The organism is Arthrobacter celericrescens, from assembly GCF_003614925.1.
Taxonomy (GTDB): domain Bacteria; phylum Actinomycetota; class Actinomycetes; order Actinomycetales; family Micrococcaceae; genus Arthrobacter; species Arthrobacter celericrescens.
Genome location: NZ_QYLP01000050.1, coordinates 115,575 through 140,765, shown reverse-complemented (window position 1 = coordinate 140,765; position 25,191 = coordinate 115,575). Strand labels below are relative to the sequence as shown.

At 68.7% G+C, this 25,191-nt stretch carries 27 protein-coding genes; 7 read left to right on the top strand and 20 right to left on the bottom strand.

Features of this window, described 5'->3' with window-relative positions:
- Positions 1 to 560: 560 nt before the first annotated feature.
- The 20 genes from D3654_RS11830 to dacB form a co-directional block, all read right to left on the bottom strand.
- The gene (locus tag D3654_RS11830) at positions 561 to 2,000 is read right to left on the bottom strand and encodes a DHA2 family efflux MFS transporter permease subunit (RefSeq protein ID WP_120521685.1); all 1,440 of its coding nucleotides are present in this window, start codon (positions 1,998 to 2,000) and stop codon (positions 561 to 563) included.
- Positions 2,001 to 2,125: 125 nt separating this feature from the next.
- On the bottom strand, positions 2,126 to 3,028 hold the full coding sequence (gene panC, locus D3654_RS11825; protein ID WP_120521684.1) for a pantoate--beta-alanine ligase: 903 nt from the start codon (positions 3,026 to 3,028) through the stop codon (positions 2,126 to 2,128).
- 2 nt (positions 3,029 to 3,030) lie between these two features.
- On the bottom strand, positions 3,031 to 3,963 hold the full coding sequence (locus D3654_RS11820) for a Rossmann-like and DUF2520 domain-containing protein (RefSeq protein WP_120521683.1): 933 nt from the start codon (positions 3,961 to 3,963) through the stop codon (positions 3,031 to 3,033).
- Positions 3,956 to 5,503 (bottom strand): PH domain-containing protein, encoded by a 1,548-nt coding sequence (locus D3654_RS11815; protein WP_245413199.1) that lies wholly within the window; start codon positions 5,501 to 5,503, stop codon positions 3,956 to 3,958. Before D3654_RS11815 ends, D3654_RS11820 begins: the two co-directional genes overlap by 8 nt.
- A gap of 10 nt (positions 5,504 to 5,513) precedes the next feature.
- Positions 5,514 to 6,026 (bottom strand): PH domain-containing protein, encoded by a 513-nt coding sequence (locus D3654_RS11810; RefSeq protein WP_120521681.1) that lies wholly within the window; start codon positions 6,024 to 6,026, stop codon positions 5,514 to 5,516.
- Positions 6,007 to 6,528 carry a DUF3180 domain-containing protein gene (locus D3654_RS11805; RefSeq protein ID WP_120521680.1) on the bottom strand — a complete coding sequence of 174 codons (522 nt, stop codon included), beginning with the start codon at positions 6,526 to 6,528 and terminating at the stop codon, positions 6,007 to 6,009. The genes D3654_RS11810 and D3654_RS11805 overlap by 20 nt, the downstream gene beginning before the upstream one ends.
- Positions 6,525 to 7,139: a 2-amino-4-hydroxy-6-hydroxymethyldihydropteridine diphosphokinase gene (gene folK / locus D3654_RS11800; RefSeq protein ID WP_120521679.1), complete on the bottom strand. Its 615-nt coding sequence runs from the start codon at positions 7,137 to 7,139 to the stop codon at positions 6,525 to 6,527. Before folK ends, D3654_RS11805 begins: the two co-directional genes overlap by 4 nt.
- Positions 7,136 to 7,534, bottom strand: a complete 399-nt coding sequence (gene folB / locus D3654_RS11795; RefSeq protein ID WP_120521678.1) for a dihydroneopterin aldolase — start codon at positions 7,532 to 7,534, stop codon at positions 7,136 to 7,138. The genes folK and folB overlap by 4 nt, the downstream gene beginning before the upstream one ends.
- A gap of 33 nt (positions 7,535 to 7,567) precedes the next feature.
- Positions 7,568 to 8,473 (bottom strand): dihydropteroate synthase, encoded by a 906-nt coding sequence (gene folP, locus D3654_RS11790; RefSeq protein WP_120521677.1) that lies wholly within the window; start codon positions 8,471 to 8,473, stop codon positions 7,568 to 7,570.
- Between the two features lie 7 nt (positions 8,474 to 8,480).
- Positions 8,481 to 9,140, bottom strand: a complete 660-nt coding sequence (folE, locus tag D3654_RS11785) for a GTP cyclohydrolase I FolE (RefSeq protein WP_425359411.1) — start codon at positions 9,138 to 9,140, stop codon at positions 8,481 to 8,483.
- Positions 9,141 to 9,150: 10 nt separating this feature from the next.
- A complete protein-coding gene (ftsH, locus tag D3654_RS11780) occupies positions 9,151 to 11,265 on the bottom strand; it encodes an ATP-dependent zinc metalloprotease FtsH (RefSeq protein WP_120521676.1) in 2,115 nt (704 codons plus the stop codon).
- 164 nt (positions 11,266 to 11,429) lie between these two features.
- Positions 11,430 to 11,957 (bottom strand): hypothetical protein, encoded by a 528-nt coding sequence (locus D3654_RS11775; RefSeq protein WP_120521675.1) that lies wholly within the window; start codon positions 11,955 to 11,957, stop codon positions 11,430 to 11,432.
- Positions 11,954 to 12,673 carry a hypothetical protein gene (locus tag D3654_RS11770; protein ID WP_120521674.1) on the bottom strand — a complete coding sequence of 240 codons (720 nt, stop codon included), beginning with the start codon at positions 12,671 to 12,673 and terminating at the stop codon, positions 11,954 to 11,956. The genes D3654_RS11775 and D3654_RS11770 overlap by 4 nt, the downstream gene beginning before the upstream one ends.
- A complete protein-coding gene (locus D3654_RS11765) occupies positions 12,666 to 13,172 on the bottom strand; it encodes a signal peptidase I (RefSeq protein WP_245413198.1) in 507 nt (168 codons plus the stop codon). The genes D3654_RS11770 and D3654_RS11765 overlap by 8 nt, the downstream gene beginning before the upstream one ends.
- A gap of 119 nt (positions 13,173 to 13,291) precedes the next feature.
- Positions 13,292 to 13,960: a SipW-dependent-type signal peptide-containing protein gene (locus D3654_RS11760; protein WP_120521672.1), complete on the bottom strand. Its 669-nt coding sequence runs from the start codon at positions 13,958 to 13,960 to the stop codon at positions 13,292 to 13,294.
- A 19-nt stretch (positions 13,961 to 13,979) separates the two neighbouring features.
- The gene (locus tag D3654_RS11755; protein WP_120521671.1) at positions 13,980 to 14,588 is read right to left on the bottom strand and encodes a SipW-dependent-type signal peptide-containing protein; all 609 of its coding nucleotides are present in this window, start codon (positions 14,586 to 14,588) and stop codon (positions 13,980 to 13,982) included.
- Between the two features lie 167 nt (positions 14,589 to 14,755).
- Positions 14,756 to 15,307 carry a hypoxanthine phosphoribosyltransferase gene (hpt, locus tag D3654_RS11750; protein WP_120521699.1) on the bottom strand — a complete coding sequence of 184 codons (552 nt, stop codon included), beginning with the start codon at positions 15,305 to 15,307 and terminating at the stop codon, positions 14,756 to 14,758.
- Between the two features lie 31 nt (positions 15,308 to 15,338).
- The gene (gene tilS, locus D3654_RS11745; protein WP_120521698.1) at positions 15,339 to 16,388 is read right to left on the bottom strand and encodes a tRNA lysidine(34) synthetase TilS; all 1,050 of its coding nucleotides are present in this window, start codon (positions 16,386 to 16,388) and stop codon (positions 15,339 to 15,341) included.
- Positions 16,389 to 16,477: 89 nt separating this feature from the next.
- The gene (locus D3654_RS11740; RefSeq protein ID WP_425359410.1) at positions 16,478 to 17,602 is read right to left on the bottom strand and encodes a zinc-dependent metalloprotease; all 1,125 of its coding nucleotides are present in this window, start codon (positions 17,600 to 17,602) and stop codon (positions 16,478 to 16,480) included.
- A gap of 351 nt (positions 17,603 to 17,953) precedes the next feature.
- On the bottom strand, positions 17,954 to 19,465 hold the full coding sequence (dacB, locus tag D3654_RS11735) for a D-alanyl-D-alanine carboxypeptidase/D-alanyl-D-alanine endopeptidase (RefSeq protein ID WP_205571790.1): 1,512 nt from the start codon (positions 19,463 to 19,465) through the stop codon (positions 17,954 to 17,956).
- Between the two features lie 135 nt (positions 19,466 to 19,600).
- Here dacB and D3654_RS11730 point away from each other — a divergent pair, with 135 nt between their 5' ends.
- The 7 genes from D3654_RS11730 (at position 19,601) to D3654_RS11700 (ending at position 25,117) form a co-directional block, all read left to right on the top strand.
- The gene (locus D3654_RS11730) at positions 19,601 to 20,089 is read left to right on the top strand and encodes an inorganic diphosphatase (protein WP_074588706.1); all 489 of its coding nucleotides are present in this window, start codon (positions 19,601 to 19,603) and stop codon (positions 20,087 to 20,089) included.
- A gap of 175 nt (positions 20,090 to 20,264) precedes the next feature.
- Positions 20,265 to 21,242, top strand: coding sequence for a WXG100 family type VII secretion target (locus tag D3654_RS11725; protein ID WP_120521670.1), 978 nt, complete (start codon positions 20,265 to 20,267; stop codon positions 21,240 to 21,242).
- Positions 21,239 to 22,015: a hypothetical protein gene (locus D3654_RS11720; protein WP_120521669.1), complete on the top strand. Its 777-nt coding sequence runs from the start codon at positions 21,239 to 21,241 to the stop codon at positions 22,013 to 22,015. The genes D3654_RS11725 and D3654_RS11720 overlap by 4 nt, the downstream gene beginning before the upstream one ends.
- Positions 22,016 to 22,050: 35 nt before the next feature.
- Positions 22,051 to 22,674: a hypothetical protein gene (locus tag D3654_RS11715; RefSeq protein WP_120521668.1), complete on the top strand. Its 624-nt coding sequence runs from the start codon at positions 22,051 to 22,053 to the stop codon at positions 22,672 to 22,674.
- A complete protein-coding gene (locus tag D3654_RS11710; protein ID WP_120521667.1) occupies positions 22,661 to 23,293 on the top strand; it encodes a hypothetical protein in 633 nt (210 codons plus the stop codon). The genes D3654_RS11715 and D3654_RS11710 overlap by 14 nt, the downstream gene beginning before the upstream one ends.
- Before the next feature lie 79 nt (positions 23,294 to 23,372).
- Entirely contained in the window at positions 23,373 to 23,972 is a 600-nt protein-coding gene (locus tag D3654_RS11705) for a MarR family transcriptional regulator (protein WP_120521666.1), read from the top strand.
- Positions 23,973 to 24,034: 62 nt separating this feature from the next.
- Positions 24,035 to 25,117 carry an FUSC family protein gene (locus tag D3654_RS11700; protein ID WP_120521665.1) on the top strand — a complete coding sequence of 361 codons (1,083 nt, stop codon included), beginning with the start codon at positions 24,035 to 24,037 and terminating at the stop codon, positions 25,115 to 25,117.
- The last annotated feature ends 74 nt before the right edge of the window (positions 25,118 to 25,191 follow it).

Genomic DNA, 25,191 nt, shown 5'->3' with positions numbered 1-25,191 from the left:
ACTATTGAGTTCTCAAACAACAGACACACCCGGCACCACCCAAACCAAACATTCAGGATCGCTCCGGAGCAACTTTCCAAACTTACCAGATCGGCATTCCCGCCGCAACTTCCGGATTCGGAAACTGTTCGGGATAAACCAGTCAGAGGACTCCCGGAGCCGCAACCGGACGCGGTAAAGCGAACCAGTAATTGGCTTCCGTTTGAAAGGGAGTCTGTCGCAATTTTTCCGCTTCAGCGGCGGCGACTCAGAAAACATTACACGTCCTGGCGGCACCCGGGCAAATCGCCGCTGCAGCCCCTCCGCACCCCGGATTCCCGCGGGAATCCGGGGAAAACCGGTCACTTCGAGGACCACGTCGGCCCGAAAGCACCTCTATGAAGCCGCTCACATCACCGGACATGTCCGGCGTGGCCGGCGATGAGTGCGCATAACAGCAAAGTGCCCGGACCAGGCCGCCGCGGAAGAACATGTCCAAGGGGGAACTGCAGGACATGCAAACGGCGCCGCACCACCGGTGGTGATGTGGCGCCGTCGGGCACTGATTGAAGAGGTGACGCTTAGTGTCCCGCTGCCCCTTCGGTCTTGCGCATCATGGCCGAAAGCACCACGGCGACGACGGAAATGACGGTCGCGGTCAGGAAGGCGGCCTGCATGCCGGCCACGAATCCGGACGCCGCGGACACCACGGCGAAAATGGAAATCAGCAATGCCGTGCCGGCGGCGCCGGCCACCTGCTGCAGGGTGCTCATGATCGCGGAACCGTGTGAGTAGAGGTGCGGCGGCAGCGGGTTCAGCCCGGTGGTGAAGGCAGGGGTGAACAGTAGCGCCAGGCCGAAACTCAGCACGACGTGCAGGACAATCACCCACCAGACCGGGCTGGACTGGTTCAGGGTGCTGAACTGCCACAGGGTGAGCACCATCAGGATGGAGCCCGTGACGGTGAGCGGCAGGGGACCCACCTTGTCGAAGATCCGGCCGATGACCGGTCCCAGCATGCCCATGGCCAGGCCGCCCGGGAGCAGGGCAAGGCCCGTTTCCATCGGCGGCAGGTGGAGCACGTTCTGCAGGTACAGCGGCAGCAGGATGATTCCGCCGAAGAGCGCCATCATGGCCACCACCATGAGCACGGTGGACACCGTGAACATGCGGAAGTTGAAGGCGCGCAGGTCCAGCAGCGGTGAGTCTTCCTTCTGCAGTTTCAGCTGGCGCAGCACGAACACCGCCATGCAGAGCACGCCGACGGCGAGTGCGGCCAGGGGCACGGCCGTGGCTCCGGCGTTGCCGCCGATCTGGCTCAGGCCGTAGACCACGCCGCCGAAGGCCGGCACCGTGAGCAGCACGGAGAGGAAGTCGAGCTTGATGGAGCCCTGCTCACCCACGTTGCTCAGGTAGCGTGCGCCGATGCCCAAGGCTGCCAGGGCGACGGGCAGCACGAAGATGAACATGAACCGCCAGGAGAAGTGGTCCAGGATGATGCCCGACACGGTGGGGCCGAGGGCGGGGGCCACCGAGATCGCGATGGTCACGTTGCCCATCACGGCGCCGCGCCGGGACAGCGGAACCAGGGTCAGGATGGTGGTCATCAGCAGCGGCAGCATGATGGCGGTGCCGCTGGCCTGGACGATACGGGCAAGCAGGAGCACCAGGAACCCCGGCGCCAGGGCGGCCAGCAGGGTTCCGCCGCTGAACAGGCCCATGGCGAGCAGGAACACCGCCCGGGTGGTGAGGCGCTGCAGGATGAAGCCTGTGGTCGGAATGACCACGGCCATGGTGAGCATGAAGCCGGTGGACAGCCACTGGACAGTGGGCGCGTCGATGGCGAGGTCGGTCATGAGCCGCTGCAGGGCAACGTTCATGATGGTTTCGTTGAGGATCACCACGAAGGTGGCGACGAGGAGCGTGACGATGACCGTGACGGATTCGCGCGGCATCTTCTCGGTGATGGTTGTGGTCTGCACGGGATTGCCGTGGGCATCGGACGTGATGTCGGTAGACATGGGGGTCCCTCAGTTTCGGGTGCGGAGTCGGCCGGAGATCAACCTTGAAAACTGCAACAGTCTAGGCCGATGCCGCATTCCCGTCAGCAGGAATCAGCAAGATTCCTCTGGCAAATGGAGGAAATTCAGGAATCCAGCGGAATGTTGTCGATCAACCGGACCGGGCCGACTTTTGCGGCGATGATCGCCAGGCCTTCCCCGCGGAAGGGCGTGTCCTGGCAGTTCTCGGCCAGCGGATCCAGCGTGCGCGGGTCGACGACGTCGAAGTAGTCCAGTTCCACGAGCGGCTGGGAACGGACAAGCCCGACGGCGGAGGGCAGGTCGAGCGGTTCGTGCGCGTTGGCGCGCTGCTCCAGGAGGCGGAGGGCCCGGGAGAGGACCAGTGCCGCCTCGCGTTCCTCCGCGCTGAGGAAACGGTTGCGGCTGGACAGGGCCAGCCCGTCGTCGGCGCGGACCGTCGGGACGGCGACGATCTCCACAGGGAAGTTCAGGTCGGCCACCATGCGGCGGACAAGCGCGAGCTGCTGCGCATCCTTCTGGCCGAAGTACGCCCGGTACGCGGCAGCGCCGCCGTCGGCCGCCGGACCGGCCGGAAGCCCGTAATGCAGCAGCTTCGCGACGACAGTGAGCGCGCCGTCGAAGTGTCCGGGGCGCGAGGCGCCCTCCCACTTTTCGCCCAGCGGGCCGGAGGTCACGCGGACCAGCGGCTGGCCGTCCGGGTAGACCTCTTCGACGGAGGGGGCGAACACCAGGTCCACGCCTTCGGCGTCGAGGAGTGCCATGTCCGCCTCGAGGGTGCGCGGGTAGCGGTCCAGGTCCACGGCGTCGCCGAACTGGATGGGGTTCACGAAGATGGAGACTGCGGTGACGTCGTTCGCGGCGACGGCGGTGCGCGCCAAGGTGGCGTGCCCGGAGTGCAGGGCCCCCATGGTGGGCACGAAACCAAGCGAGCTGCCGCCCTCTTCCTTGAGGAGCCGGGCGCCCTCGGCGCGCAGTTCCGCTGCGGTGGTTACGAGCTTGATTGCCATGGTCAGTTGCCTTCCGAGGTGGTGCCGGCAGCGTCCGGCCCGGGGGTGTCCGGGCCGTCGAGTGCCGCGTCGATCCCGCTGAACTGCCCGTCGTTGAGCAGCCCGCGTTTCGCGGCGCGCAGCGCGGTTGCGCGCGCCATCGCGAGGTACGCGGACAGGATATCGCCGTTGCCGGCAGCGTCGTGGTCGCGCAGGGCCTGCACATGGTCGGCGACGGTGCCGGCGTCCCCGCGGGCCACCGGGCCGGTCAGCGCCGATTCCCCCGAGGCAAGGGCGTTCTCGAGGGTGGCGCGCAGCAGCGGGCCGAGCATGTTCTCGGGCTGCTCGACGCCGATCTCGCGCAACAGCTGCGAGCCTTGGGCCACAAGGGTGGCCATGTGGTTCGAGCTGTGGGCGAGGGCCGCGTGGTAGATGGTGCGGTCCGCCTCGGCGATGATCACCGGCTCGGCGCCCATCTCCATCACGAGGGCCTGGCCGATCGGCAGCATCGCGGCGTCCGCCGTGACCCCGAAGGTGCAGTCCTGGAGCCGGGTGAGGTCCAGGCTCATGCCGGTGAACGTCATGGCCGGGTGAAGTGCGAGCGGGATGGCACCGGCCGCGCGGACGGGCTGCAGGATCCCGACGCCGTACCTCCCCGAGGTGTGCGCCACCAGCTGTCCCGGCTGCCAGGCCCCGAGCTTGGCCAGCCCGTCCACGAGCTCGCCGAGGACGTCGTCCGGCACGGCGAGCAGCACCAGTTCGGCGCGTTCCACGATCTCCTGGATTTCCAGGACGGGGACGCCGGGCAGCAGGATTTCGGCGCGTTCCCGGCTGGCCTCCGAGAGTGCGGACACTCCGACGACGGCGTGCTCGGCCCCGCGCAGGGCGGCACCGAGCACCGCGCCCACCTTGCCGGCACCGATGATTCCGATGCCGAGTCGTCCGGGCCTAGCCATTGCGGGGTTCCTCCTTGGTTGTCGGGGTTGCGTTCGCGGGCGGTTGCGGCGGCGCGGGCGGCTGCGCAGGTTGCAGTGGCGCGGGCACCGGCAGCGAGCCGGCCTTCGAAAGTTCGGTCAGCCACTGTTCGCTGGTCTGGCGTTTCCGGGCTTCCCTGGCCCGGGCGGCCTGCTGGTCGAACAGCGCAACGGCTTCGCCGACGTCGGCCTGGATCAGCCGGGGCACCACGGGACCGGCTGTGGTGTGCAGCACCAGGTCCGCCACCCCGAAGCGGCGCGCCACGGGCCCCTGGCTCAGGGCCATGGACTGGGTGCGCTGGTGCGGCACGAGCACCAGCTGCCGCCACCACCGGCCGGAGCGCAGCAGCAAGGCCGTGCCGGTGGCCAGGAAGGCATTCCGGCGCCAACCCAGCGGGGCGATCAGCCGCGCGCGGCGCGGGGTGGTGGTGAATCCGGCGTCGGAGTCCAGGCCGTTCAAGGCCGCGGTGAACACCCGGTACGGGTCCGCGGTACCGGGATCGGGCAGTACGAGGGCGAGGGTCTGCATGACCTCGCCCATGCCGCCGACGGGCAGCAAGGTGGTGCGGGCGGCGTTCTCGTTCCCGGGGGCACCGCCATAGCCGGCCACGTTGACCTGGATGCGGTACCAGCCGAGGATCCGCCACAGGGGCGGCTGGGTGATCCGGAGCGCCTGGATCCGGCCGGGCGGGACGGTCTGCGCCTGGGTGTCGAGCAGCCCGTAGCGGAGGCGGATGCCGTCCGGCGAGATGGCCGCCGTGAAGTTGAAGCCCTTGTTGAACGACTTCCAGTACGCGGCGCCAAGGCCGAGGATCGCCGGGATCAGGTAGAGGACCACGGCGCCGGATTCGGTGACTACCGAGAACACCACCGAGGCGATCGCGCCGAGGACCACGAAGAAACTCTGCTCGCTCAGCAGCAGCGAGCCGACCAGCCGGCCGTGCGGAACGCTGAGGACCACGTGTTCGGGCGCCTCCGGAACGGGTGCGGGTTCGGCCCCGTCGGCGGGGCTCGGTGCAACGCCGGCGGCCCGCCCCAGGATTGTGGCGCGCAGCTGCTTCGCCTGCCCGACCGGCAGGTACGCCAGGCGCACTGCCGATTCACCGGCGTCGGCCACCTCGAACTTCAGTTCGGCGAGCCCGAAGATCCGGGCCAGCAGCGGCTGCACGATGTCGATGGCCTGCACCCGGTCCAGCCGGGCCTGGCGCTGCTGCTTGAAGAGAAAACCGGTGTTGACCCGGACGTAGCCTTCGCTGAGTTGGTACCGCGTGAAGTACCAGCTGAGGACGAAGCCGGCCACGGTGACCAGCAGCAGCGCGGCGCCGCCGGCCAGGAGCCACAGGATGCGCCCGTTGAGGCCCTCGTCGATGAGTTCGCGGCCCTGCAGCGCGCGTTCGAAGATGTCGCGTCCGAAGAACACGACGACGGCGACCAGCGCCACCCAGCCCCGCACGAACGGCGACGCCGGGTGCACGCGGTGCCAGTCGGCGTCGACGGCGGGCCGCTCCCGGTTCACGTCCACGGACACCCGCTCACAGACCTGCCAGCCGCGCTTCGCCGCGGGCGGTGAGCTGTTCGCGCAGGCGCGCGCCCTCGGCTGCCGGGAGCCCGGGCAGCAGGGCGTTCGTGCCGGGGGATGCCGTGTGCAGCTTCAGCGTGCACAGGCCCAGCGCCCGCTCGACTGGTCCCACGGCGACGTCGACGTACTGCATGCGGCCGTAGGGCACCACCATGGTGCGCTGGAAGAAGATGCCGCGCCGGATGAGGAGGTCGTCATCGCGTTCGGCGTAGCCAATGGCACGGACCTGGCGCGGGATCAGCACCAGCCGCCAGAGGGCGAGCAGCAACATGGCGGCGGGGACGGCGGCGGCAAGCCACAGGGGCGGCCACAGCCACCAGCCAAGCAGCACGAACACGAGCGGGAGGCTCAGCAGGGCCACGGAGAGCAGGTTTCCGACGGCCCATTCGACCAGGCGCACGGTTACGTACTTCGGGGAGACCCGCTGCCATTCGATGCCGGGAGGATCAATCGCGGCGGTATGCATACTCACCTTCGCCCTTGGCGTCCCCGCGCCGAGGACCGGCGTTCCCGCTGCCGCCTTCAAGGTCTTCCGGGGGGATGCGGCAGAACCGTTCGACCACCAGGCCAACAATGATCATGGCCAGGCCCCCGCCACCCATGATGAGGGCAAGCCACAGGATGGGCTGCTCGCTGCGGAAGTTCCAGATCCGCAGTTGTTCCACCACGACTCCCCCGTGCCAGCCCAGCAGCATGGCGCCGACGTAGGCGCAGGCCTGGGCCAGGATCAGCGTCCGTGCAGCCAGGATCGGGTTCAGCAAAGACTTCTTCTTGCCGTTGCGCCAACGCAGCACGCGGATGCCCATGACGAGGGTGATCGCGGCGATGACCCCCATGGTGACCAGGGCCGAGGCCGGAAGGACCGGCGTCGCCAGGCCGTAACGGTTGGTGGCGACCACAGTCAGCCAACCCGCCACCGCGAGGACGACGGCGATGATCAGCAGGGCGATCGGGCGCATCGCTTTCATGCCGGCTCCGCCCTCGGGATGCTGCCGGCGGCTGCGCCTGCTGGGCCGGCACCTGCGCTGTTTCCAGCGCTGTTTCCTGCGGTGGGTCCGGCGGTGGGTCCAGCGCCGTCGCCGTCGAACCCGTCGAACGGCCGCAGCCCCGGGAAGTCCTGCGCCTTCACCGCGAGTTCGGCCACGCTTTCGCCGTTCAGGCGCGCGGCGGGGTCCAGCTGGGCCCACGGGTAGAGCACGAACGCGCGTTCCGCGGCGCGCGGGTGCGGCAGGGTGAGCTCAGGGTCGTCGCTGTGCAGTTCTCCGTAGGTGATGATGTCCACGTCCAGGGTCCGGGGACCCCAGCGGACCTCGCGGACCCGGTGGTGCTTCTGTTCGACGCTGTGACAGTGCCCGAGCAGTTCGTACGGGCCCAGGGTGGTTTCGACGGCGATCACCATGTTCAGGAAATCGGGCTGGCCCGGAGGACCGCCCACCGCCTTGGTCTGGACGATCGGGGAAACGCCGAGCAGGCGCACCTCGGGCCGGTCCACGAGGTCCGCGACCGCGGTGGACAGGGTGTCGTTCCGCTCCCCCAGGTTGCTGCCGAGCGCCAGGATGGCTTTGATGGCCGCGCTCATTTGCCTGCCCCGCTGCTTTCCGTGGCCAGGCTTTCCGTGGCCCGGGCGCGGTGGACGCTGACCGTCACGTCGCCGAAGGGGACCTCGATGGGCGCCTTCGGCTTGTGCACGGTAACGTCGACGGCGGACACCGGGTAGCCGGCCAGGATCCCTTCGGCGATGCGGACCGCGAGCCCTTCGATCAGGTTCAGCGGCTCACCGCTGATTTCGGACACGATGTACTCCGCCAGCTCGCCGTAGTGCGCGGTGTGTTCGATGTCGTCCGTCGCTGCCGCCCGGGAGAAGTCCGTGTACAGCACCGCGTCCACCACGAAAGGCTGCCCTTCACGGCGCTCGAAATCGAACACCCCGTGGTGTCCGACGGCGGTGACTCCCGTCAGCGTGATCTTGTCCAAACGCTTCCCCTAATTCAGTTCGGATGCACAGCTTCAGTGCCGGATGCGCGCGGCGACCTTGACCGCGTCAAGGCTGGGGCCGACGTCGTGCACGCGCACGCCCCAGATGCCGCGTGCGGCGCTGATCGCGGTGATGGCCGCTGTGGCGTGGTCCCGCTCTTCCGGGGCGGCCGCCTTGCCGGCGACCGTCAGCAGGCTGCCCAGGAAGCGCTTGCGGGACGCCCCGACGAGGATCGGGTGGCCCAGGGCGTCCAGCTTGCCGATGTGCCTGAGGAGTTCCCAGTTCTGGGCCTCGTTCTTGGAGAAGCCCAGGCCCGGGTCCACGATGATCTGTTCGGGCGCGACGCCGGCCGCGTACAGCTTGCCCCGGACGCCCTTGAGCTCCTCGGCCACTTCGTCCACCACGCTGCCGTATTCGGCCAGGCTGTCCATGGTCGCGGCGTCGCCCCGGCGGTGGGTGAGGATGTACTTCACCTTGCTGGCGGCGATGAGTTCGGCCATGCCGGGTTCGATGGTCAGGCCGGAGACGTCGTTGATGATCGCCGCTCCGGCGTCGATGGCCGCCGCCGCGGTGGAGGTGTGCGTGGTGTCGACGCTGACCAGGGCGCCGGCCTTGACCAGGGCCTGGATGGCCGGCAGGATGCGGCGCTGTTCTTCTTCGGGAGTGACGGACTCGGCGCCCGGGCGGGTGGATTCGCCGCCGATGTCGATGATGTCCGCCCCGGCATAGAACATCCGCAGGCCGTGCGCGATGGCGGTGTCCGCCGTCGGGTGCTTTCCGCCGTCGCTGAAGGAATCGGGGGTGACGTTCAGGATCCCCATGACGACGGTGCGGTCCGCCGGCAGGTCCTCGAAGCGGGCCGCCGCACGTGGTTTGCGGAGGATGGGCAGGGGGTTGGTTGCTGGTCCTGTTCCGGGTGCTGCTGCGAGGGAATCCATGGTCTTTTTACCTTCCGAGTATGAGGCTCATGGCTTCGGCGCGGGTAGCCGGGTCATGGAGTTGACCGCGCACCGCACTGGTGACGGTCTTCGCGCCGGGCTTCCGAATGCCGCGCATGGACATGCACATGTGCTCGCATTCGACGACGGCGATCGCGCCGCGGGGATTGAGGTGCTCTACGAGGGCCTCAACGATCTGGGTGGTCAGCCGTTCCTGCACCTGCGGGCGGCGGGCGAAGATGTCCACCAGGCGGGCCAGCTTGCTCAGGCCGGTGACCCTGCCGTCGTGGGACGGAATGTAGCCGACATGGGCGACGCCGTGGAACGGGACCAGGTGGTGCTCACAGGTGGAGTAGAACGGAATGTCCTTGACCAGCACGAGTTCCTCGTGGTCAAGGTCGAAAGTGGTCGACAGGACCTCCACCGGGTCCTGGTGCAGGCCGGCGAAGACCTCGGCGTAGGCCTTGGCGACACGCTTGGGCGTATCCGCCAGTCCGCCGCGGTCAGGGTCCTCCCCTATTGCGAGCAGGATCTCCCGTACGGCAGCCTCGATACGGGGCCGGTCCACCTTGTGGGAGTGCTTGCCGTGGCCGTGGGAACCGCCGGAATCACCGGCGGACACCACGCCGAAGGCACCACTGAAGTCGTCGTCGTCGATGTGAGTCACAGCAGAAAGCTTAGCCGCGATGTACGACGTCGGTGCCCGCCTCGGGCTCTGTGTGACCTGCGGGACGCTGCGACTCGTGCCCGGGAACCCCGCTGTCGTACGGCCGTTCCGCTGCCGGGTGGGCCAGTGCCGGGGGCAGCAGCTCGCCTTCGCCGTCGTCGCCGGCGGCTGCCCGGGCGGCCGCTTCGGCGGCGAGCTGGGCGCGTTCCCGGGAGGACAGGACGGGGGCGATGTGCTGGACCGGGCGGGTCTCCTTCGAGAGCCAGATCGGGCGGACGACGGGCTTGCGGACGCCGGCGGTGAGGCGCTCGACGTCGTACTGGTTGATGGTTTCGCGTTCCAGCAGTTCGAGGGCGATCTGGTCCAGGATGTCACGGTTTTCAGTGAGGATCTGGTAGGCCTCGTCGTGCGCTTCATCGAGGAGCCGCCGGACCTCGTCGTCGATCAAGGCGGCCAGCTGGTTCGAGATGATCGGTGCGGAGCCGGCGCCGCCACGGCCGGTCAGCGGATCGGAGTCGCCGCCGCTGACCTTGATGGTGCCCACCTTCTCGCTCATGCCGAGGTCGCTGACCATGCGGCGGGCGGTGCTGGTGGCCTGTTCGATGTCGTTGGACGCACCCGTGGTGGGGTCGTGGAAGACGATTTCCTCGGCGACGCGGCCGCCCATGGCCCAGGCCATGCGGTCGAGCAGCTCGTTGCGGGTGTAGCCCTGCGGGTCCTCGTCCGGCACCACCATGGTGTAGCCGCCGGCGCGGCCGCGCGGCAGGATGGTGACCTTCGTGACCGGCGGGGCGTTGTGCAGGGCCGCCGCCACCAGGGCGTGGCCGCCTTCGTGGTAGGCGGTGAGCTTGCGGTCGTGCTCCTTCTGGACGCGGCTGCGCTTCTGCGGGCCGCCCATGACACGGTCGATGCCTTCGTCGAGGGCGCGGTCGTCAATGAGCTGGGCGTTGGAGCGGGCCGTCAGCAGGGCGGCCTCGTTCAGCACGTTGGCGAGGTCCGCGCCGGTGTAGCCGGGGGTCTTCTTGGCGACGGCGTTCAGGTCCACGCCGGGAGCCAGCGGCTTGCCCTTCGAATGGACCCGCAGGATGTGCTCGCGGCCCAGGCGGTCCGGGGCGTCCACGGAGATCTGCCGGTCGAAGCGGCCCGGGCGCAGCAGCGCCGGGTCCAGGATGTCCGGGCGGTTCGTGGCCGCGATCATGATGACGTTGGTCTTGGCGTCGAAGCCGTCCATTTCGACGAGCATCTGGTTGAGGGTCTGCTCGCGTTCGTCGTTGCCGCCGCCGATGCCGGCACCGCGGTGACGGCCGACGGCGTCGATCTCGTCAACGAAGATGATGGCCGGGCTGTTGGCCTTGGCCTGCTCGAAGAGGTCGCGGACGCGGGAGGCGCCCACGCCGACGAACATTTCCACGAAATCCGAACCGGAGATGGAGAAGAACGGCACCCCGGCCTCGCCGGCGACGGCGCGGGCCAGGAGGGTCTTGCCGGTACCGGGAGGACCGAACAGCAGCACGCCCTTGGGGATCTTGGCGCCGACGGCCTGGAACTTGCCGGGCTCCTGCAGGAATTCCTTGATTTCCTGCAGTTCCTCCACGGCTTCGTCAGCACCGGCGACGTCGGCGAAGGTCACCTGAGGCATGTCCTTGCTGATCATCTTGGCCCGGGACTTGCCGAACTGCATGACCTTGGAACCGCCGCCCTGCATGCGGGAGAGCAGGAACCAGAACAGCACGCCGAGCAGCAGCACGGGAACCAGCAGGGAGAACAGTCCGGAGAACCAGTTGTTCTCGACGGGCTGGTCGGTGAAACCCTTGCTCGGCTTCGCGTTGGTCACTGCCTTGACCACGTCCGCGCCGCGCGGGTTCACATAGAAGAACTGGACATTCTTGCCCTTGTCCTGGCCGTCGATGACCAGGTTGTCCTTCAGCACCAGGTCCACGCGGTTCTCCGCGTCGAAGATCTTGGCCTGGTCCACCTTGCCGCTTTCGGCAAGGAGCTCCAGGCCCTTGTCGGTATCGATCCGGGTGGACCCACCGGGCGCCAGCGTCGCGAAGGCCACCAGGAGCAGGGCGACCACGACAACAATCCAGATGCCCGGGCCTTTGAAGAAACTCTTAGCTTTCATCTATTCCGGGGCCAGGCCCCGTCCCTCCTGGTAGTGCTGTACGGCGCAGCGTTCTATGCGCGTGCGGTGCTGCGACAGTTCTAGGTTTACACCGTTCCGAGTAATTCACGCATAGCTCTTGGCAAAAGTTCCCTCTCGGCGTACACCACGGACGGCCCCGGAGGTCAGACCGGAGCGCATGTTGCCGAGCCCAGTGCAGGCTTGGTGCCGCGGGCAACGGCCCAGCTGGAGACCCAGTTGGTGCCCTGTTTTGACCGCAGGGAAACCTCGTAGGCGACGCTCCCGAGGCTAAGGCTCGCGACGGTCACGGTGGTGGTGTACGAGGGTCCCGATCCCGTGGTGCCGAGGCTGCTTGGGACCAGCACCCCGAGCACGGGATCGAGCAGCCCGCCGCCGGAAACGGTGACGTCCAGGTTCACGGGCGCCTGCAATGTGGTGCCGCTCGGGAAATGCCAGTTCACCACCATGGTGCTTTGGATCCCGCCGACGGTCAGGGTGCAGCTGTCGACCACCGGGACCGGAAGCGTTGCCGCGGAAAGCGCTGCTTCGGCGTAGTCCGAGTCCTGCCAAGCGGCGTCGGTGTTGCCGGCTGCTGCGGGTCCGAACACTGCCGCCGCAAGCAGCGTGGCGGCCGCCAGTATCCCCTTGGTCTTTCCCGAACGGAACCGGCCCGACGTCGCGCCCGCCCTCATGCGCGTACCTTCCGTTCCGCCGCCGTGTTCCGTGCCGCTGTCCGCCGCGCCCATGCCGCCGTGGCGATGCCGGCCGCCACGGCGGCGGCGCCCAGCAGGGCCAGGCCGCCCAGCCGGAAGCCGGTATCCGCGAGCGCTCCGCCCGGCGGTTGGCCGCCGTCGGGGACCTGCGTGTCCGGCCGCTGAGTCAGCGGCTCCCCCGCAGCGTCGACCCGTGCTGTCAGCCTGACGGAGAGGCCTTGTACGGCGTTGCCCGCCGCCGGGGAGAGCGTCACCGCTGCCAGGAGTTCGACGCCGGCCGGGAGGCCGCCGTCGGGGACGGCAAGACTGTGGATGGTCCCGTCAAGGGAAGCAAGCGGCGTCCGCGGGACCACCTTCTGCGGACCTGCGGCGCATTGGCCCGCGGACCAGCGGCCGGGGCATGCGGTGACCTCGACCGTGAGCAGGTCCTCCAGTCCCTTGTCCGCGGCGCCCGGCAGGGATCCTGCGACACTGAGGTGCAGCGAGAGGTCACTGAGCCTGACTTCCTTGGTGGTGATTCCGAGGACCCAGCTGCTGGTGGAGCCCGGGAACAGCGCGGCGGGCGCCCGGCCGCGGCCCTCCAGGAGGAGGTCCGGCTCGGCGAGCGCCACGGACGGCGTGGAACCGAGAAACAGGGCAGCCAGGCAAAGTGCGGCCGCCGCGCGCCCGAAGGCCCGCCATCCGCGCCTAGGCATCGACGGTCCCTTCTTCGCGGGGCGGTTCGCTGTGTTCTTCCCTTGGCCAGAGCACCCAGGTGACCAGGGCCGCGACGGCGAGCGTCACCCCGCCCAGCACGAACGGGTTCGAGGCTTTGGCCACCCACTGGGCCAGGCCCGGCGCGGACCAGAGCACCGTGCGGACCGTGGACACGGTGTACGGGGCCGGGTCCTCCACCGGGTTGGCGTCGCCCTTCATGGTCAGCACGCCGCTGCGCCCGTCACTGGTGAGGCTGAGCGAGGTGACCCGGTGCGTGACCGGCAGCTTCCCCTGGCGCTCCACCGTGACGACGTCGCCCACCCGGACCTCAGCCACCGGCACCTCACGCACCAGAGCCAGCGAACCGGCCGGAATGGTGGGCGACATCGAGCCGGTCTTGAACATGATCAAGGAGAAATGGAAGACGACAGCGGCGAGCGTGAGCAGGATGCACAGCGCCCCGCCGCCCGCGGCGACGTTCAGCAGGACTTCCCGCACGACGCCGGCCGCTCCCCGGCGGGGACGAATCCGCCGGGGACGCGCCCGCAAGCCGCGGTCCCGCCGTCGTGCGTCCCGCCGGTTCACTTCACGGAGGTGCCGTGCCGCCATCCCCGGCGTCATGAGTCCGAGGTTCCCTGGATTTCCCAGACGGCCCCGCTGCTGGTCCCTTGGAGGGAGTTGTCCGCGGTGGTCTTCATGGTGATTTCGAAGCACAGCTGTACGGGGCTGGCGGCGTTTGCCGCTACCGCGGTGCTGCTGCCGGCCGTGCCGAGGGCGAGCTTCGACGACGACGAGCCCACAATGTAGCTGGACCCGGCGCCGAACTGGCCCGCATCGCAGCTGCCCGAACTGTACCGGACCACCCGGTAGTCAAAGGCCGCGAACAGCGCAGCGTCGCCGCCTTGTGCCAGCTGGCCGCCTTGGAGGGCCAAGGTCCCCGACAGGGACCCGGAGGTGGTCCGCACCCAGATGGCGGCGTAGTTCACCGAGCCGGGTGACATGCCGGCGGCGTCGAAGGCCATGGTGGCCGCCGTCGCCGAGGTGGCGTGTTCCTGCCACGTGCCGCCGGAGTCGGTGGAGGACTGCAGCGCGAAGGAGCTCGCCGAGAACGTCCCGGTGGAAAACTCTGAGTCGTTCCACGCGGCGAGGGTCATGGTTGCGCCCACGCCGAGCACCAGGCCGCCTGCAAGCAGCGCGCGCACGCGCAGCAGTGCTGTACGGGGCTTGATCGTTGTACGGGGCTTGATCCCGGTACGGAAATTTCCAGCCATCGCTGGCCCGCTCATGTCCGGTCCCACGGCCGGGTCAGGACGTGGACGCGGCCGACAACTCCCACGTGGCGGTGCCGCTCTGGCCTTGGACGAGGCCGGCGCCCGCCGTGACCTTGAAGCACAGGAAGACGGGATCGCCGGGATCGGTGGTGGGCGACCCGGCGTCGAGATCGAAGGTCACGCCGCTGAGCGTGCCGTTCAGGGCGGTTCCGGCGGCCACCAGTTCCGTTCCGGTGGTGGAGGCGTCGCAGCCGAAGCTGGTGGTCTGCAGCAGCTGATAGTTCAAGTTGGCGATGCTGGTGCCGCCGGCCGTGGCACCGTTGACGGTGACCGTGGCACCGGTGGACGTGTTCGCCGCAAGGCGCACCGCGAACGGGGCGTAGACCGTGTCGCCAGGGGCGAGGTTGTCCGGGCTGACGCTGAACGGCAGGGTCGCGCCGGGCGCGGACGCATGGTCCGAGAACGCGGTGCCATCGGTGCTGCCCTGCATGTTGAAGGAACCGGCCGTGAAGGTTCCCGTGCCGAATTCGGAGTCGTTCCAGGCCGCCAGGACCACGGTGGCGCCTACGCCTAGGACCAGTCCCCCGGCCAGCAGGGCGCGGACTTTGCCGCGGCCCCGAGTGCGTGTTGCTTCGTCATTCATTCTTGCCTCCCCTTGGCTTGCACAGCATTTCCCCCACGAAGTGCTTGCACGCTCACACGCGGGGCACAACAGGGCTTCAGCGTAAGCACAAAGGGTTGAATAAATGAAGGCGGCCTCCCAAATGGGAAGCCGCCTTCATGCTGTCCGGGTGCCCGGCGCTGTGCTCGCTACTCGTAAACGTGCGGGGCCAGGGTGCCCACGAACTCCAGGTTGCGGTACTTCTCGGCGTAGTCCAGGCCGTAGCCCACCACGAATTCGTTGGGCAGGTCGTAGCCGACGTACTTGACGTCCAGCTCCACCTTGGCGGCATCCGGCTTGCGGAACGCGGTGCAGATTTCCACGGAGGCCGTGCCGCGGGATTCCAGGTTGGTCTTGAGCCAGGAGAGCGTGAGGCCGGAATCAATGATGTCCTCGACGATCAGGACGTCCTTGCCCATGAGGTCGGTGTCGAGGTCCTTGAGGATGCGGACCACTCCCGAGGACTGGGTGCCGGAGCCGTAGGAGGACACGGCCATCCAGTCCATGCTGACGTGGCTGTGCAGGGCGCGGGCAAGGTCGGCCATGACCATGACGGCACCCTTCAGGACGCCCACGATCAGCAGCTCGCGGCCCTCGTAGTCCTTGTCGATCTGCGCTGCGAGTTCGGTGATCCGCTGCTGGATCTGCTCTTTGGTGTAGAGAACGTGTTTGAGGTCTGCCTGGACGTCGGTTGAATCCACCAATGGCTCCTGTGTTGATGCGGGTCTGCGGCTAGTGTTGGGGTGTTTTGTGATGCCGGAATACTAGCTTCCCACAGCGATCCCGTTCGCGGGGAACCCCGGGCTGTCCGGACTGCTTCGCCTGCGCCAGTTTCTCCTCCGCCTGCCCGGCGAGCGACAGCCGGTACACGCTGACGTTGCCCGGCAGTTGAACGGGGCCCGCAGAGCCCTGCCTCCGCAGCAGTGCCTCTGCCGCCTGGAGGCGACCGTACCCGGGCTGCTGGCCCCCGACGTCGGCCGCCGCCTTGGCGATCACCCGGAACCTGAGCGCCGGCGGCAGTTCCCGGACCGCGGCTTCGGGGAGCCAGACGCCGTCGTCCGTGCGGTGCACGAGTCCGGCGTAGCGTTCGGCGGCGAGGTCCTCCAGGAAGTCGGCGTCCTGCTGCAGGATGGCCGCCGTGCGGGCGAGGGATTCGGCGACGCCGGGCCCGAGCTTGTCCTCCAGCACGGGCATCACTTCCACCCGGGTCCGCGAGCGCGCGAAGGAGGGGTCCGTGTTGTGCGGATCATGCCAGGGATCCAGCCCTTCGACGGCGCAGATCTCCAGAGTTTCGTCACGGCGCAGGCCCAGGAAGGGGCGCAGGAGCCTGCCGCGCGCGGGCCGCATCCCCGCCAGCGAGCGGGTTCCGGAACCGCGGGCCAGGCCGAGGAGGACCTGTTCGGCCTGGTCGTCTAGGGTGTGGCCGAGCAGGATCGCACCGCATCCCAGCTCATCGGCCGCGGCTTCGAGCGCGGCGTGCCGGGCGTCGCGGGCCGCGGCTTCGGGTCCGAAGCCGGTGGCCGCCACCTCGACGGTGCGCAGCTGGACCGGTGAAAGGCCCAGCTCCTCCAGGACGGCGACGGTTTCCGCGGCAACCGCGGCGGAGCCGGGCTGCAGCTGGTGGTCCACCACGACGGCGGCCACGGACACCGGGTGCCCGTCCACCGTGCCGCGGCGGGCGAAGTGCGCCGCCACCGCGGCCAGGGCCAGGGAATCGGGGCCGCCGCTGCAGGCGACGAGCACCCGTTCCGGGTAGCCGGCCGCCGCCAAGGCGTCCCGCAGCTCGTTGCGCGCCTTGCCGACGACCGGCGCAAGGCGGCCCGGCCGCCGTCGGGCTTGGCTTTCCTTACCCGGGTGCGGTTCCCCGCCGCTCACAGACCCATCCGCTCAAGCCATAGCTTGGCGTCGTGGATTTCCTCTTCGGTGGGGAGGTGTTCGGCGGATTCCCAGACGCGGTTGAGGCCCTCCATTCCGGCCACGGCCACCACGGCGCGGACGAACTTGGCGCCGTCGCTGTACTGGCGCATCTTGGCGTCCAGGCCCAGCAGGCTGCGGATGAACTTCTCGATCACGCCGCGATCCTTGCCGCGGTCGTTGAAGCGCTGCCGAATGGTCTTCACGGACGGAACCAGGGAGGAGTCGACGGCGTCCATCACCACGTTCGCGTGGCCCTCCAGCAGGCTCATGACCGCCGTGAGGTGGGAGAGGGAGGCCTTCTCCTCGGGGTTCTGCAGCAGGTCGAGGATGGCTCCGCGGCGCGGGATGTCCCCGGGGGCAGAGCGGTCGCGCAGGGAACGGGCCGCGGCGCTGGCCCGCTCCATGAGCGAATCGACGTTGCCCAGCAGGTTGCTGCTCAGCTTCTCGATTTCCTCGAGCATGTGGTGGCGCAGCCAGGGAGCGGCGGCGAACTGCACCCGGTGCGTCTGTTCGTGCAGGCAGACCCAGAGCCGGAAGTCGTCCGGGTCCACGTTGAGTTCGCGTTCCACGGAGACGATGTTCGGTGCCACGAGGAGCAGGCGGCCGCCGGGCGGGGTCTTGGAGTCCGGGGCGAGGGCGGCGAAGGGATCGTACTGGCCCAGGACCTTGCTGGACAGGAAGGCAAGGACGGCGCCGAGCTGGCTTCCGGTGATCGCCCCGCTGGTGGCCGCCGCGGCCGGGCTCAGGGTGACGCCTTTGTGGGAGTCGCGCATCTGCTGCAGCGCGGGCTGGAGCATCACGGCGAAACTCTGCGTATTCGCCTTGGACCAGGAGGCCCTGTCCACCACCAGGACGTGGGAGTCGTGGAGGTCCCGTGCGGCTTCCAGGCCGGTGATCTCATGGACATGCGGCACGGAGATTTCGGCGCTGCGACGCAGGCTGTTCACCGCCTGCCCGATCTCGGAAGGGCTCATGGCCGGGCCGGGCGGGGCGAGCCGGGCCGCCGTGGACGCGGCGAGCTCCCAATTGATGAGGGACTGTGCCGGGGTGCCTTGCTGCTGGGACTCCATGCTTCCCATTCGAACACAGCCCCCTGACAGCCGTCCCTTAAGTTCGCTGCACGCGGAGGCCCGGGGGCGGGGCCATGCCTCCGCCCGTTGGCTGGTCAGTCGTCGTCCGGGTCATACAGATGGAAATGTTTCTCCCACTCGACGTCCTCCTCATCGCCGACCACCCGGGAATCGGCGCGAATCCGGGCGGAGCGGGATCACATTCCTCGTAGAGCTTGCATATCTGGGTCAAAACCAGGTTCCCCCATCAGACTCGCTGTGATGATCCTGCAGATCAGGCGACCTCCAGGCCGCGGACGTCACCTGACCTGCAGGATCAACGGAGGGTACCCGAGGGTACCCCTTCGCCCGCACGGTACCCTACCGGCAGCCGCAGGACGCCAATGCGGACGCCGCGCGGTCCAGCGCCACCTTGTTGCCCGCTGCGCCGGGGGTGAGCCCGTTGCCGATGAAGGAGAACACCAGGAGCCTGCCGTCGGCGTCCACCACGTACCCGCTAAGAGCAAGGACGGAGTTCAGCGTGCCCGTCTTGGCCCGCACCAGTCCGGCCCCGCTGGCGGTGCTGGCGTCGATGTAGCGGTCGTCCAGCGTTCCGGTCAGGCCAGCCACAGGGAATCCGGCGAGCGCGGCCCTGAGCCGGGTATCCGGACCCGAGGTGATCGCCCGGACCACTTCGGCGAACTGCCGCGCGGTCACCTGGTTCGCGAGCGACAGCCCGGACACATCGGAGAGCCGCATCGAGGCGGTGTCGATCCCCAGCTGGCCGAGCTGAGTCCGCACTGCCGCGGTGGCGCCGTCGTTGGAGGCGGGCCCGCCGGAAGCGTGCGAGGCCATGCGGCCCAGCACCTCGGCGAGGTAGTTGTCGGAGGTCTCCAGCATCAGGTCCACCTGCTGGCGGACGGTGGCGGAGTCGACGGCGGCGAGCACCTCGGCGTCGGCGGGCGCCGTGGCCCGTACCACGGCGGTCCGGACGCTGATGCCCGCGGCGGCGCCCGCCGATTTCAGCTTGGTTGTGAAGGTCCGCGCCGCGTCGATCGCGGCGTCCTCGGGCCGCGGGCCGCCCTTCGTGCTCGGGGCGTCGCGGCCGCCGTTCATCGCCAGCGGGAACAGCGGGGCTGTTTCGCCGGCGTCGACGTCTTCCAGGCTCCAGGCGGGGTTGAGCGGCTTGCCGGTGAACAGGGAGTCGTCCAGCTGCACCGAAACGGGACCCGTGACACCCTGTTCCGACAGTGCCTCAACGGTTTCGACGGCGAGGGTCTGCAGCCCGGCGCGGCCCATGACCTCCTCCGGCGCGGAACGGCCAGCGGACAGCAGCACGTCCCCGCCGCCGCGCAGCACCACCGTGCCGGGTTTCGCCCCGGCCAGGACCTGGGTGCTGAAGCGGGTCTCGGGGCCGATGGACCGCAGGGCGGCGACGGCGGTGAGCAGCTTCATGTTGGACGCCGGCACCCGGTTCCTCCCGCCGTCGCGCTCGTAGAGGACGTCGCCGCTCAGCGCGTCCTGGACCACCGCGGTGAAGTTGCCGCCGCCGTCGGGCATCAGGGCAGCGTCCAGCTGCGCGGCGAGCTTGGCGGGCAGGGGAAGAGGTGCGGACGGGTCCAGCGGTTCGACGCCGCGGGAGGCGGAAAGCTGCTCCGGCGTGCGCTGCCACGCGGGAAGCCGGACGGCGGGCGCCTGCTGCGGCGCAATGAAGGCCGGGGCAACGTTGAGGACCATCGGAACGGCGAGCGCGGCAATCGCTGCGATGAGGCCCAGCCACTGCAACCCGCTGATCGTACCGGCCCCGCGGAGTTCCCCAGGGCCCTGGGTGGCCGGTTTCCCTTGGTCCGTCCCGGGGGTTTCCGGCACGGCAGCCTGCTTTTGGCCCTTCATGTGGTGTTGGTCCTTTGACTTCCTGGATGTCCCCCGGTTCAAGAAACGTGGACCTCTCGCTATATCCTCAATAGTAGTCGGCGGCGACGGCCGTTCTTTTGCCGCGCCCACGCCAATACCGTCAAGGAGCATTCCATGAAGCATGACGTCACCATCGAGATCCCGAAGGGATCGCGCGTCAAGTACGAAGTTGACCACGAGACCGGCCGCGTCCGCCTGGACCGCGTCCTGTTCACGTCCATGCAGTACCCCACCCACTACGGTTTCTTCGAGAACACCCTGGGCGAGGACGGCGACCCGCTGGACGCCCTGGTGCTCCTGCAGGACTTCGACCTGCACCCCGGCGTGATCGTCGAGGCCCGCCCCATCGGCGTCTTCAACATGACCGACGACGGCGGCGGAGACGCCAAGGTCCTTTGCGTTCCCGCGGACCCGCGCTTCGACCACATCCAGGAAGTCTCGGACGTCAGCGAATTCCTCATCAAGGAAATCGAGCACTTCTTCACCCGCTACAAGGACCTCGAGCCGGGTAAGTGGGTCAAGGCCGAGGGCTGGGCCGACCGCGCGGCCGCCGAGGCCGAGCTGGAAGCCTCCATCAAGCGCTTCGAAGCAGAAGGCCACTGAGCCCAACCGCTTTTGACTTGCGCGACGGCGGCGGGCCGGGTTCCATGGGACCTGGCCTGCCGCCGTCGCTGTTTAACTGCTGCCCGCATGGGGAGGGATCCCCATCGACGCGGCGGAGGGCCGGTCCATAGGCTGGGTCGGAACTGACAAAACCACGGAGAACGGGGGAATCCGGATGGCGGGATTCTATGGAGCCGACATCGCGCAGCTGCGGTCGCTGGCCGGGGTCATGGGCAAGGCGGCGGACACCATCGCCTTGCAGGGCTCACAGCTGACGCAGCTCATCAACTCGAACACCTCATGGAAGGGCCAGGACGCCGCCCATTTCAAGAGCGATTGGAACGGCAGGCACCGCCAGAGCCTCATCAAGGCCGCATCCATGCTGCGCTCGGGCGCGAGCGAACTGAAGAAGCACGCCAACCAGCAGGAGTTCGCGAGCCACAAGAGCGGCGAAAGCTCCGTGGGCGTCATCAAGGACGTGTACGACACCGCCACCGGCGTCAAGGAGGTGGGCGCCCAGCTTTGGCAGGCGTACAAGCTGGGGAAACTGGGATGGCAGGAATTCGCCAAGACCAAGGAAATCCTCACCAACTGGCGCGCCGGCGGCACCGTGCTCCGCGAAGCCCTCGATTCGCTGCGCAGCGGCGGCAAGATCACCGATGTCATCTCCGACCTCAAGGCGAACATCCCCTACAGCCAGGCTTTCCAGGACGCTTCCAAGTTCTCCAAGGGCCTGCGCGTGGCCGGAGCCCTTGCGGCGCCCCTGAACATCGTGGGCGGCATCAGCGACATGATCAGCCCCGAGCATGACGGCTGGCGCGGCGCCGGAGACCGGGTGGCCGGCGGCCTCTCGGTGGTGGGCGGCGTGGGCAGCATCATGCTCATGACCGCCGGCGGTGCGGCGATGCTGGGGCCGATCGGCGCCCCGATCGTGATCGGGGCAGGACTCGTCGCCGGCGCCTGGGCACTGGGCAACCTCGTGGCGGACAACTGGGATTCCATCAGCAACTTCGCCAGGAACCCGGGCAGTTACATCGCCGACGGGGCCAAGGAGGTGGCCGGATTCGCCAAAGACGTTGGCACTAAGGTTGCAGACGGGGTCAGTAACGCGGCCAAATCAGTCGGTAAGTTCGTAGGAGGAATTTTCGGATGACTACAAACACGATCAATTGGACCGAGCGCGACGTCCGCTGCGCGGCTGCCGTCCTGGGCAAGGCGAGCGACGACGGTTTCGCCCTGCCCACCCTGACGGACGAAGAAGTCGTGGCCCTGGACGGTGTCCAGCGCGAGCAGATCGTCGCCCTGCCGTGGCTCACGGCGCAGGACGCCGGCAAGGACATCATGTGCGCGGTGGCCCTGCGCGGACTCCTGGCCAAGGAACTCGTCTACCCCGTGATCTTCGAGGGCGAAACCGAGCCCACCCGGCTGCACGCCACCGAAGACATCACCGGGGCCCTCACGCTGCGCCGCAGCGGAGACACGGTCGTCTCGATTGAGCGCACCGTCTCCACCGGCCGGCGCTGGCTTTACGCCTATGCCCACCCCGAGGGCGCGCTGCTGGAGGAAGTGGACGACGGCGGCCTGCACGGCTTCACCGTGGTCGCCCGCCGGGTGCTGGCGGACCGCCTGGCAGCGTTCGTGGATCCCGAGGGAGCCGCTGCCCACGACACCGACGCCGTTTCCTACACCGAGGCCGAGTTCGAGGCGACCGCGCCGGCGGCCCTGGCCGACACCCGCGCGGCGAGCAATGTGGTTGCTTTCGGCTCCGACGCCGAGGACTTCCCCACCGTCACCGTCTACACGGGCCCAGGCGCAGTCCACGTGCTGACCCCTTCCACCCAGGGCGACGCCGTCTCCTTGGAACTGCGTGAAACGTCCCGGGAGACCCTGGCCGGGATCCTTGGCGGCCTCGCAGGCCTGTCCTAGCCCGCCCGACCGTATCCGACGTCCCGAAGGTCCTCATGAGCAGCAAACACTCCCAGTCCACCGGCCTCGTCGACGCCGCCAACGGCCTGCCCGTCCGGCGCCACACCGAGACCGGCAGCTACTACGTGCGCAAGGCGGGCTGGCCCCACTTCTGGGGAAGGGTCCTTGACGCGCTGGTGGTCACTGCGGTGGCCGGGGTCCTGATCGTGGTCTTCAACAGCCTGGTCCAGAACTACGCCCTCGGCTCGCTCTCCTACACATTCTCTTCCAGCACGGGCGCGTTCTTCGGCGCCGTGGCGGCGATCTGGTTCCTGGTGCTCTTCGGCTACGGCATGATCTGCGGAGCCTTCGGCGGGCTGGGTGATGCGGCGTCCGGCATGCGGGGCGTGCGCATCACCGATGGCACCACTGCCGGCGCCTGGCTGGGCGGCTGGCGTGCCGTTTGCTGGTCCTTCGCCCCGCTCTACGCCCTCCTGACGGTCGCCGCGGCCCTCAGCGGCAGCGGCGGCGACAGCTTCGAAGCCAAGTTCACGGCCATCGACCTGCGCTCAGGACTGGCCCGCGGCCAGCAGCCGGTACCGGATCCGAAGGCAGCGGCCGAGGCCGAACGGCAGGGCCTGCCCAAGCTGTACGGCCGGCAGCCCGATGCACGGCCGTAGCTGGCTGGTCCGGCGCGCCGAAGGCAGGCTTGGGCCTGAGCTCGGCGCGCTCCACTTTGTGGCCACGTCCAGCAAGGTGTACTGGAAGGCCCTGCTGCCCTGTTTGGCCGTCGGGTTTGCCTACGGCGCCGTCGGCGAGTTCGTGACTCCCCGGTCCAGCCGGGAGCCTGGCGTCTTCAGCGATGTTCCGATGTATCTGCTGGTCAGCACCCTCACGGGCCTGCTGCTGTGGTGCCTGACGCTGCTGATGAGCTTCCGCAAGCTGCTCGTGTTCGACGGCGGCCTTGCCGCGCGCATCGCCCAGAAGCACACCACGGTGGTCTTCCGCTGGTCGGACATCGATTCCGCCACCATCAAGGCCGTCACCACCGCGGAGGGCACCACCCCGTCCCGGATGCTCGCGGCGGGCAGGAAGGCCTCGCTCGGCGTCTCGGGAAGGAACGCCCTGGTCTTCCGCACGGGCACCGGCTTCTGGCTCTTCGAGAGCAGGAGCGAGACCGCCCCGCTCGTGCTGGCGATACAGCAGGCGATGCTCGACGCCGGTGTTCCCGGTGCTGCCCGCGTCGCGTCCCGGGCGCTGCCGCCCGCCGTCGTCAGCAGCCGTACAAGCCTGGACTGACGCGCACTGGCCACGGCCCGGTGACGCCGTGTTTCCCTGCGTTTGCCGCATGGCTACCTGCCGGTAGGCTGTGATCCACATGTTCACGCTGACGATCAATCAACGCGACAGCCGCCACGACGGCGACCTCGTGCCGCAGCTCCTCAAGGACCTGCGGCACATTCCCGCGCGGCTGGATTTCGACCGCTCGGTGGAGGACGAGGTCCAGGGAATCGTGGAGTGCCCGCACCAGGCGGTGGAGACCGCCTTGATCGCCCTGCGGGGCGGGCACTGGTACGTGGGAATCGGCGTCGGACCGGTGAACGAACCGCTGCCCAACCAGATCAAGGACGCCTCCGGGCACGGACTGGTCTACGCCCGCCGCGCCGTCGACCGGCTGCGCAACGGCAAGGAGCGGGTAACCGTGGCGGTCGAGGGACCGGTAGCCGCACTCGCGGCAGAATCCGAGGCCGTGCTGCGCCTGCTGGGGCATGTTGTGCAGCACCGCACCGCCGCCGAATGGCGGGTGCTGGATCTCCTGACCCCTGGAGTCCGGGGCCAGCAGAAGGCCGTGGCCGAGGAGCTCGGCATCACCACGCAGGCGGTCAGCAAGGCCCTGGCCAGAGCTCAGTGGGCCGAGGAACACGCGGCCCGCCCGGCAGCGGCGAGGCTGCTGTCGCTGATCCTCGAAGTGCGCTGATACCCCGGGTGGGCTGTTTCAGGGGCTCGACAGGCTGCCGCTGACCTGTTTACGTTGGAGCGATGAGCCTCTCGGCCATAAGGGAGTGGCTGATTCCCGCGTTACGGAACACCGTTGCACGCCACAGGCTGTTGTTCGCCGCGAAAACCGCCGCCGCAGCCGGACTCGCCTGGTACCTCGCACCCTTCATGCCGGGACCGGCCTCGGACTATCCCTACTATGCGCCACTTGGTGCCCTCGTCAGCATGCATCCCACCGTGGCAGCGTCCGCAAGGCACGGGCTGCAAAGCCTCCTGGGACTTGCATTAGGCATCGGCATGGCCTTCGCCGCAACCACGGTGATGGCGCCCACCGCGATCGCGGTGGCCTGCGTGGTGGGCCTCGGGGTGCTGATCGGCGGCCTGCCCAGGCTGGGCACGGCGTCCGAGTGGATTCCGGTGGCGGCGCTCTTTGTCCTTGTCCTCGGCGACTCCAACGCGGAGGGGTTTTCGTTCGCCTATGTCCTCCAGATGGCCATGGGTGTCGCAGTGGGGTTCGCTGTCAACTGGACGGTCTTCCCGCCGCTGCATCTTGAAGGCATTGATCCCGCCTTGGCTGGACACCGGCGTGCACTGTCCCGGCAGCTCACCGACATGGCGGCTGCGATGCAGGAATCGTGGCCGCCCGACCATGAAGCCTGGGCCGGCCGCAGCGGCAAACTGTCAGCCACCGCGGCGGCTGTGCGGACAGCGGTGCACGAAGCGAGCCTCAGCACGAAAGCGAACCCCCGGTCGCGCCGTCGTGCCGGCCGAGTCCCCGGTGATCTCCGCGGCTTGCGGACGGTGGAGCGCCTGACGTTCCACGTCCAAGACATCACGGACGTGCTGGCAAGCGTGATCTGGGAAGAAGGCGCCGGCACCGTGATCCCGGACAGTGTCCTCAGCACGCTGTCCCCGGCGCTGGAATCCGTTGCGGCCGTCATTGACGGATGGCGGAGCGAGGAAGCGGGGGACCTCGGGAACCGGCTGGCGGGGGCCCGGGAAAAGGTGGCGGCCCTGACTGAGGCCATCACGGACGCGGCCGCGGGCCAAGCCTCGGTGAACGCGGCCGCGTCGGTAGCCATGAGCCTGCGTCGCATGATCACCGTCATGTCGTCGCCGGCCTGAGTCTTGGCGTCGGCGACGACGGTGCCCCCACCCCCAATCGGGGGGCACCACCGTGGCCGGCGCTGTTCAGGAAG

What these genes read in the sequence shown, in the direction of transcription:
- D3654_RS11830 (WP_120521685.1), bottom strand. Translation starts at nt 2,000, where the DNA reads ATGTCTACCGACATCACGTCCGATGCCCACGGCAATCCCGTGCAGACC.
- panC (WP_120521684.1), bottom strand. Translation starts at nt 3,028, where the DNA reads ATGGCAATCAAGCTCGTAACCACCGCAGCGGAACTGCGCGCCGAGGGC.
- D3654_RS11820 (WP_120521683.1), bottom strand. Translation starts at nt 3,963, where the DNA reads ATGGCTAGGCCCGGACGACTCGGCATCGGAATCATCGGTGCCGGCAAG.
- D3654_RS11810 (WP_120521681.1), bottom strand. Translation starts at nt 6,026, where the DNA reads ATGCATACCGCCGCGATTGATCCTCCCGGCATCGAATGGCAGCGGGTC.
- D3654_RS11805 (WP_120521680.1), bottom strand. Translation starts at nt 6,528, where the DNA reads ATGAAAGCGATGCGCCCGATCGCCCTGCTGATCATCGCCGTCGTCCTC.
- folK (WP_120521679.1), bottom strand. Translation starts at nt 7,139, where the DNA reads ATGAGCGCGGCCATCAAAGCCATCCTGGCGCTCGGCAGCAACCTGGGG.
- folP (WP_120521677.1), bottom strand. Translation starts at nt 8,473, where the DNA reads ATGGATTCCCTCGCAGCAGCACCCGGAACAGGACCAGCAACCAACCCC.
- ftsH (WP_120521676.1), bottom strand. Translation starts at nt 11,265, where the DNA reads ATGAAAGCTAAGAGTTTCTTCAAAGGCCCGGGCATCTGGATTGTTGTC.
- D3654_RS11775 (WP_120521675.1), bottom strand. Translation starts at nt 11,957, where the DNA reads ATGAGGGCGGGCGCGACGTCGGGCCGGTTCCGTTCGGGAAAGACCAAG.
- D3654_RS11770 (WP_120521674.1), bottom strand. Translation starts at nt 12,673, where the DNA reads ATGCCTAGGCGCGGATGGCGGGCCTTCGGGCGCGCGGCGGCCGCACTT.
- D3654_RS11760 (WP_120521672.1), bottom strand. Translation starts at nt 13,960, where the DNA reads ATGAGCGGGCCAGCGATGGCTGGAAATTTCCGTACCGGGATCAAGCCC.
- D3654_RS11755 (WP_120521671.1), bottom strand. Translation starts at nt 14,588, where the DNA reads ATGAATGACGAAGCAACACGCACTCGGGGCCGCGGCAAAGTCCGCGCC.
- D3654_RS11740 (WP_425359410.1), bottom strand. Translation starts at nt 17,602, where the DNA reads ATGGGAAGCATGGAGTCCCAGCAGCAAGGCACCCCGGCACAGTCCCTC.
- dacB (WP_205571790.1), bottom strand. Translation starts at nt 19,465, where the DNA reads ATGAAGGGCCAAAAGCAGGCTGCCGTGCCGGAAACCCCCGGGACGGAC.
- D3654_RS11730 (WP_074588706.1), top strand. Translation starts at nt 19,601, where the DNA reads ATGAAGCATGACGTCACCATCGAGATCCCGAAGGGATCGCGCGTCAAG.
- D3654_RS11725 (WP_120521670.1), top strand. Translation starts at nt 20,265, where the DNA reads ATGGCGGGATTCTATGGAGCCGACATCGCGCAGCTGCGGTCGCTGGCC.
- D3654_RS11720 (WP_120521669.1), top strand. Translation starts at nt 21,239, where the DNA reads ATGACTACAAACACGATCAATTGGACCGAGCGCGACGTCCGCTGCGCG.
- D3654_RS11715 (WP_120521668.1), top strand. Translation starts at nt 22,051, where the DNA reads ATGAGCAGCAAACACTCCCAGTCCACCGGCCTCGTCGACGCCGCCAAC.
- D3654_RS11710 (WP_120521667.1), top strand. Translation starts at nt 22,661, where the DNA reads ATGCACGGCCGTAGCTGGCTGGTCCGGCGCGCCGAAGGCAGGCTTGGG.
- D3654_RS11705 (WP_120521666.1), top strand. Translation starts at nt 23,373, where the DNA reads ATGTTCACGCTGACGATCAATCAACGCGACAGCCGCCACGACGGCGAC.
- D3654_RS11700 (WP_120521665.1), top strand. Translation starts at nt 24,035, where the DNA reads ATGAGCCTCTCGGCCATAAGGGAGTGGCTGATTCCCGCGTTACGGAAC.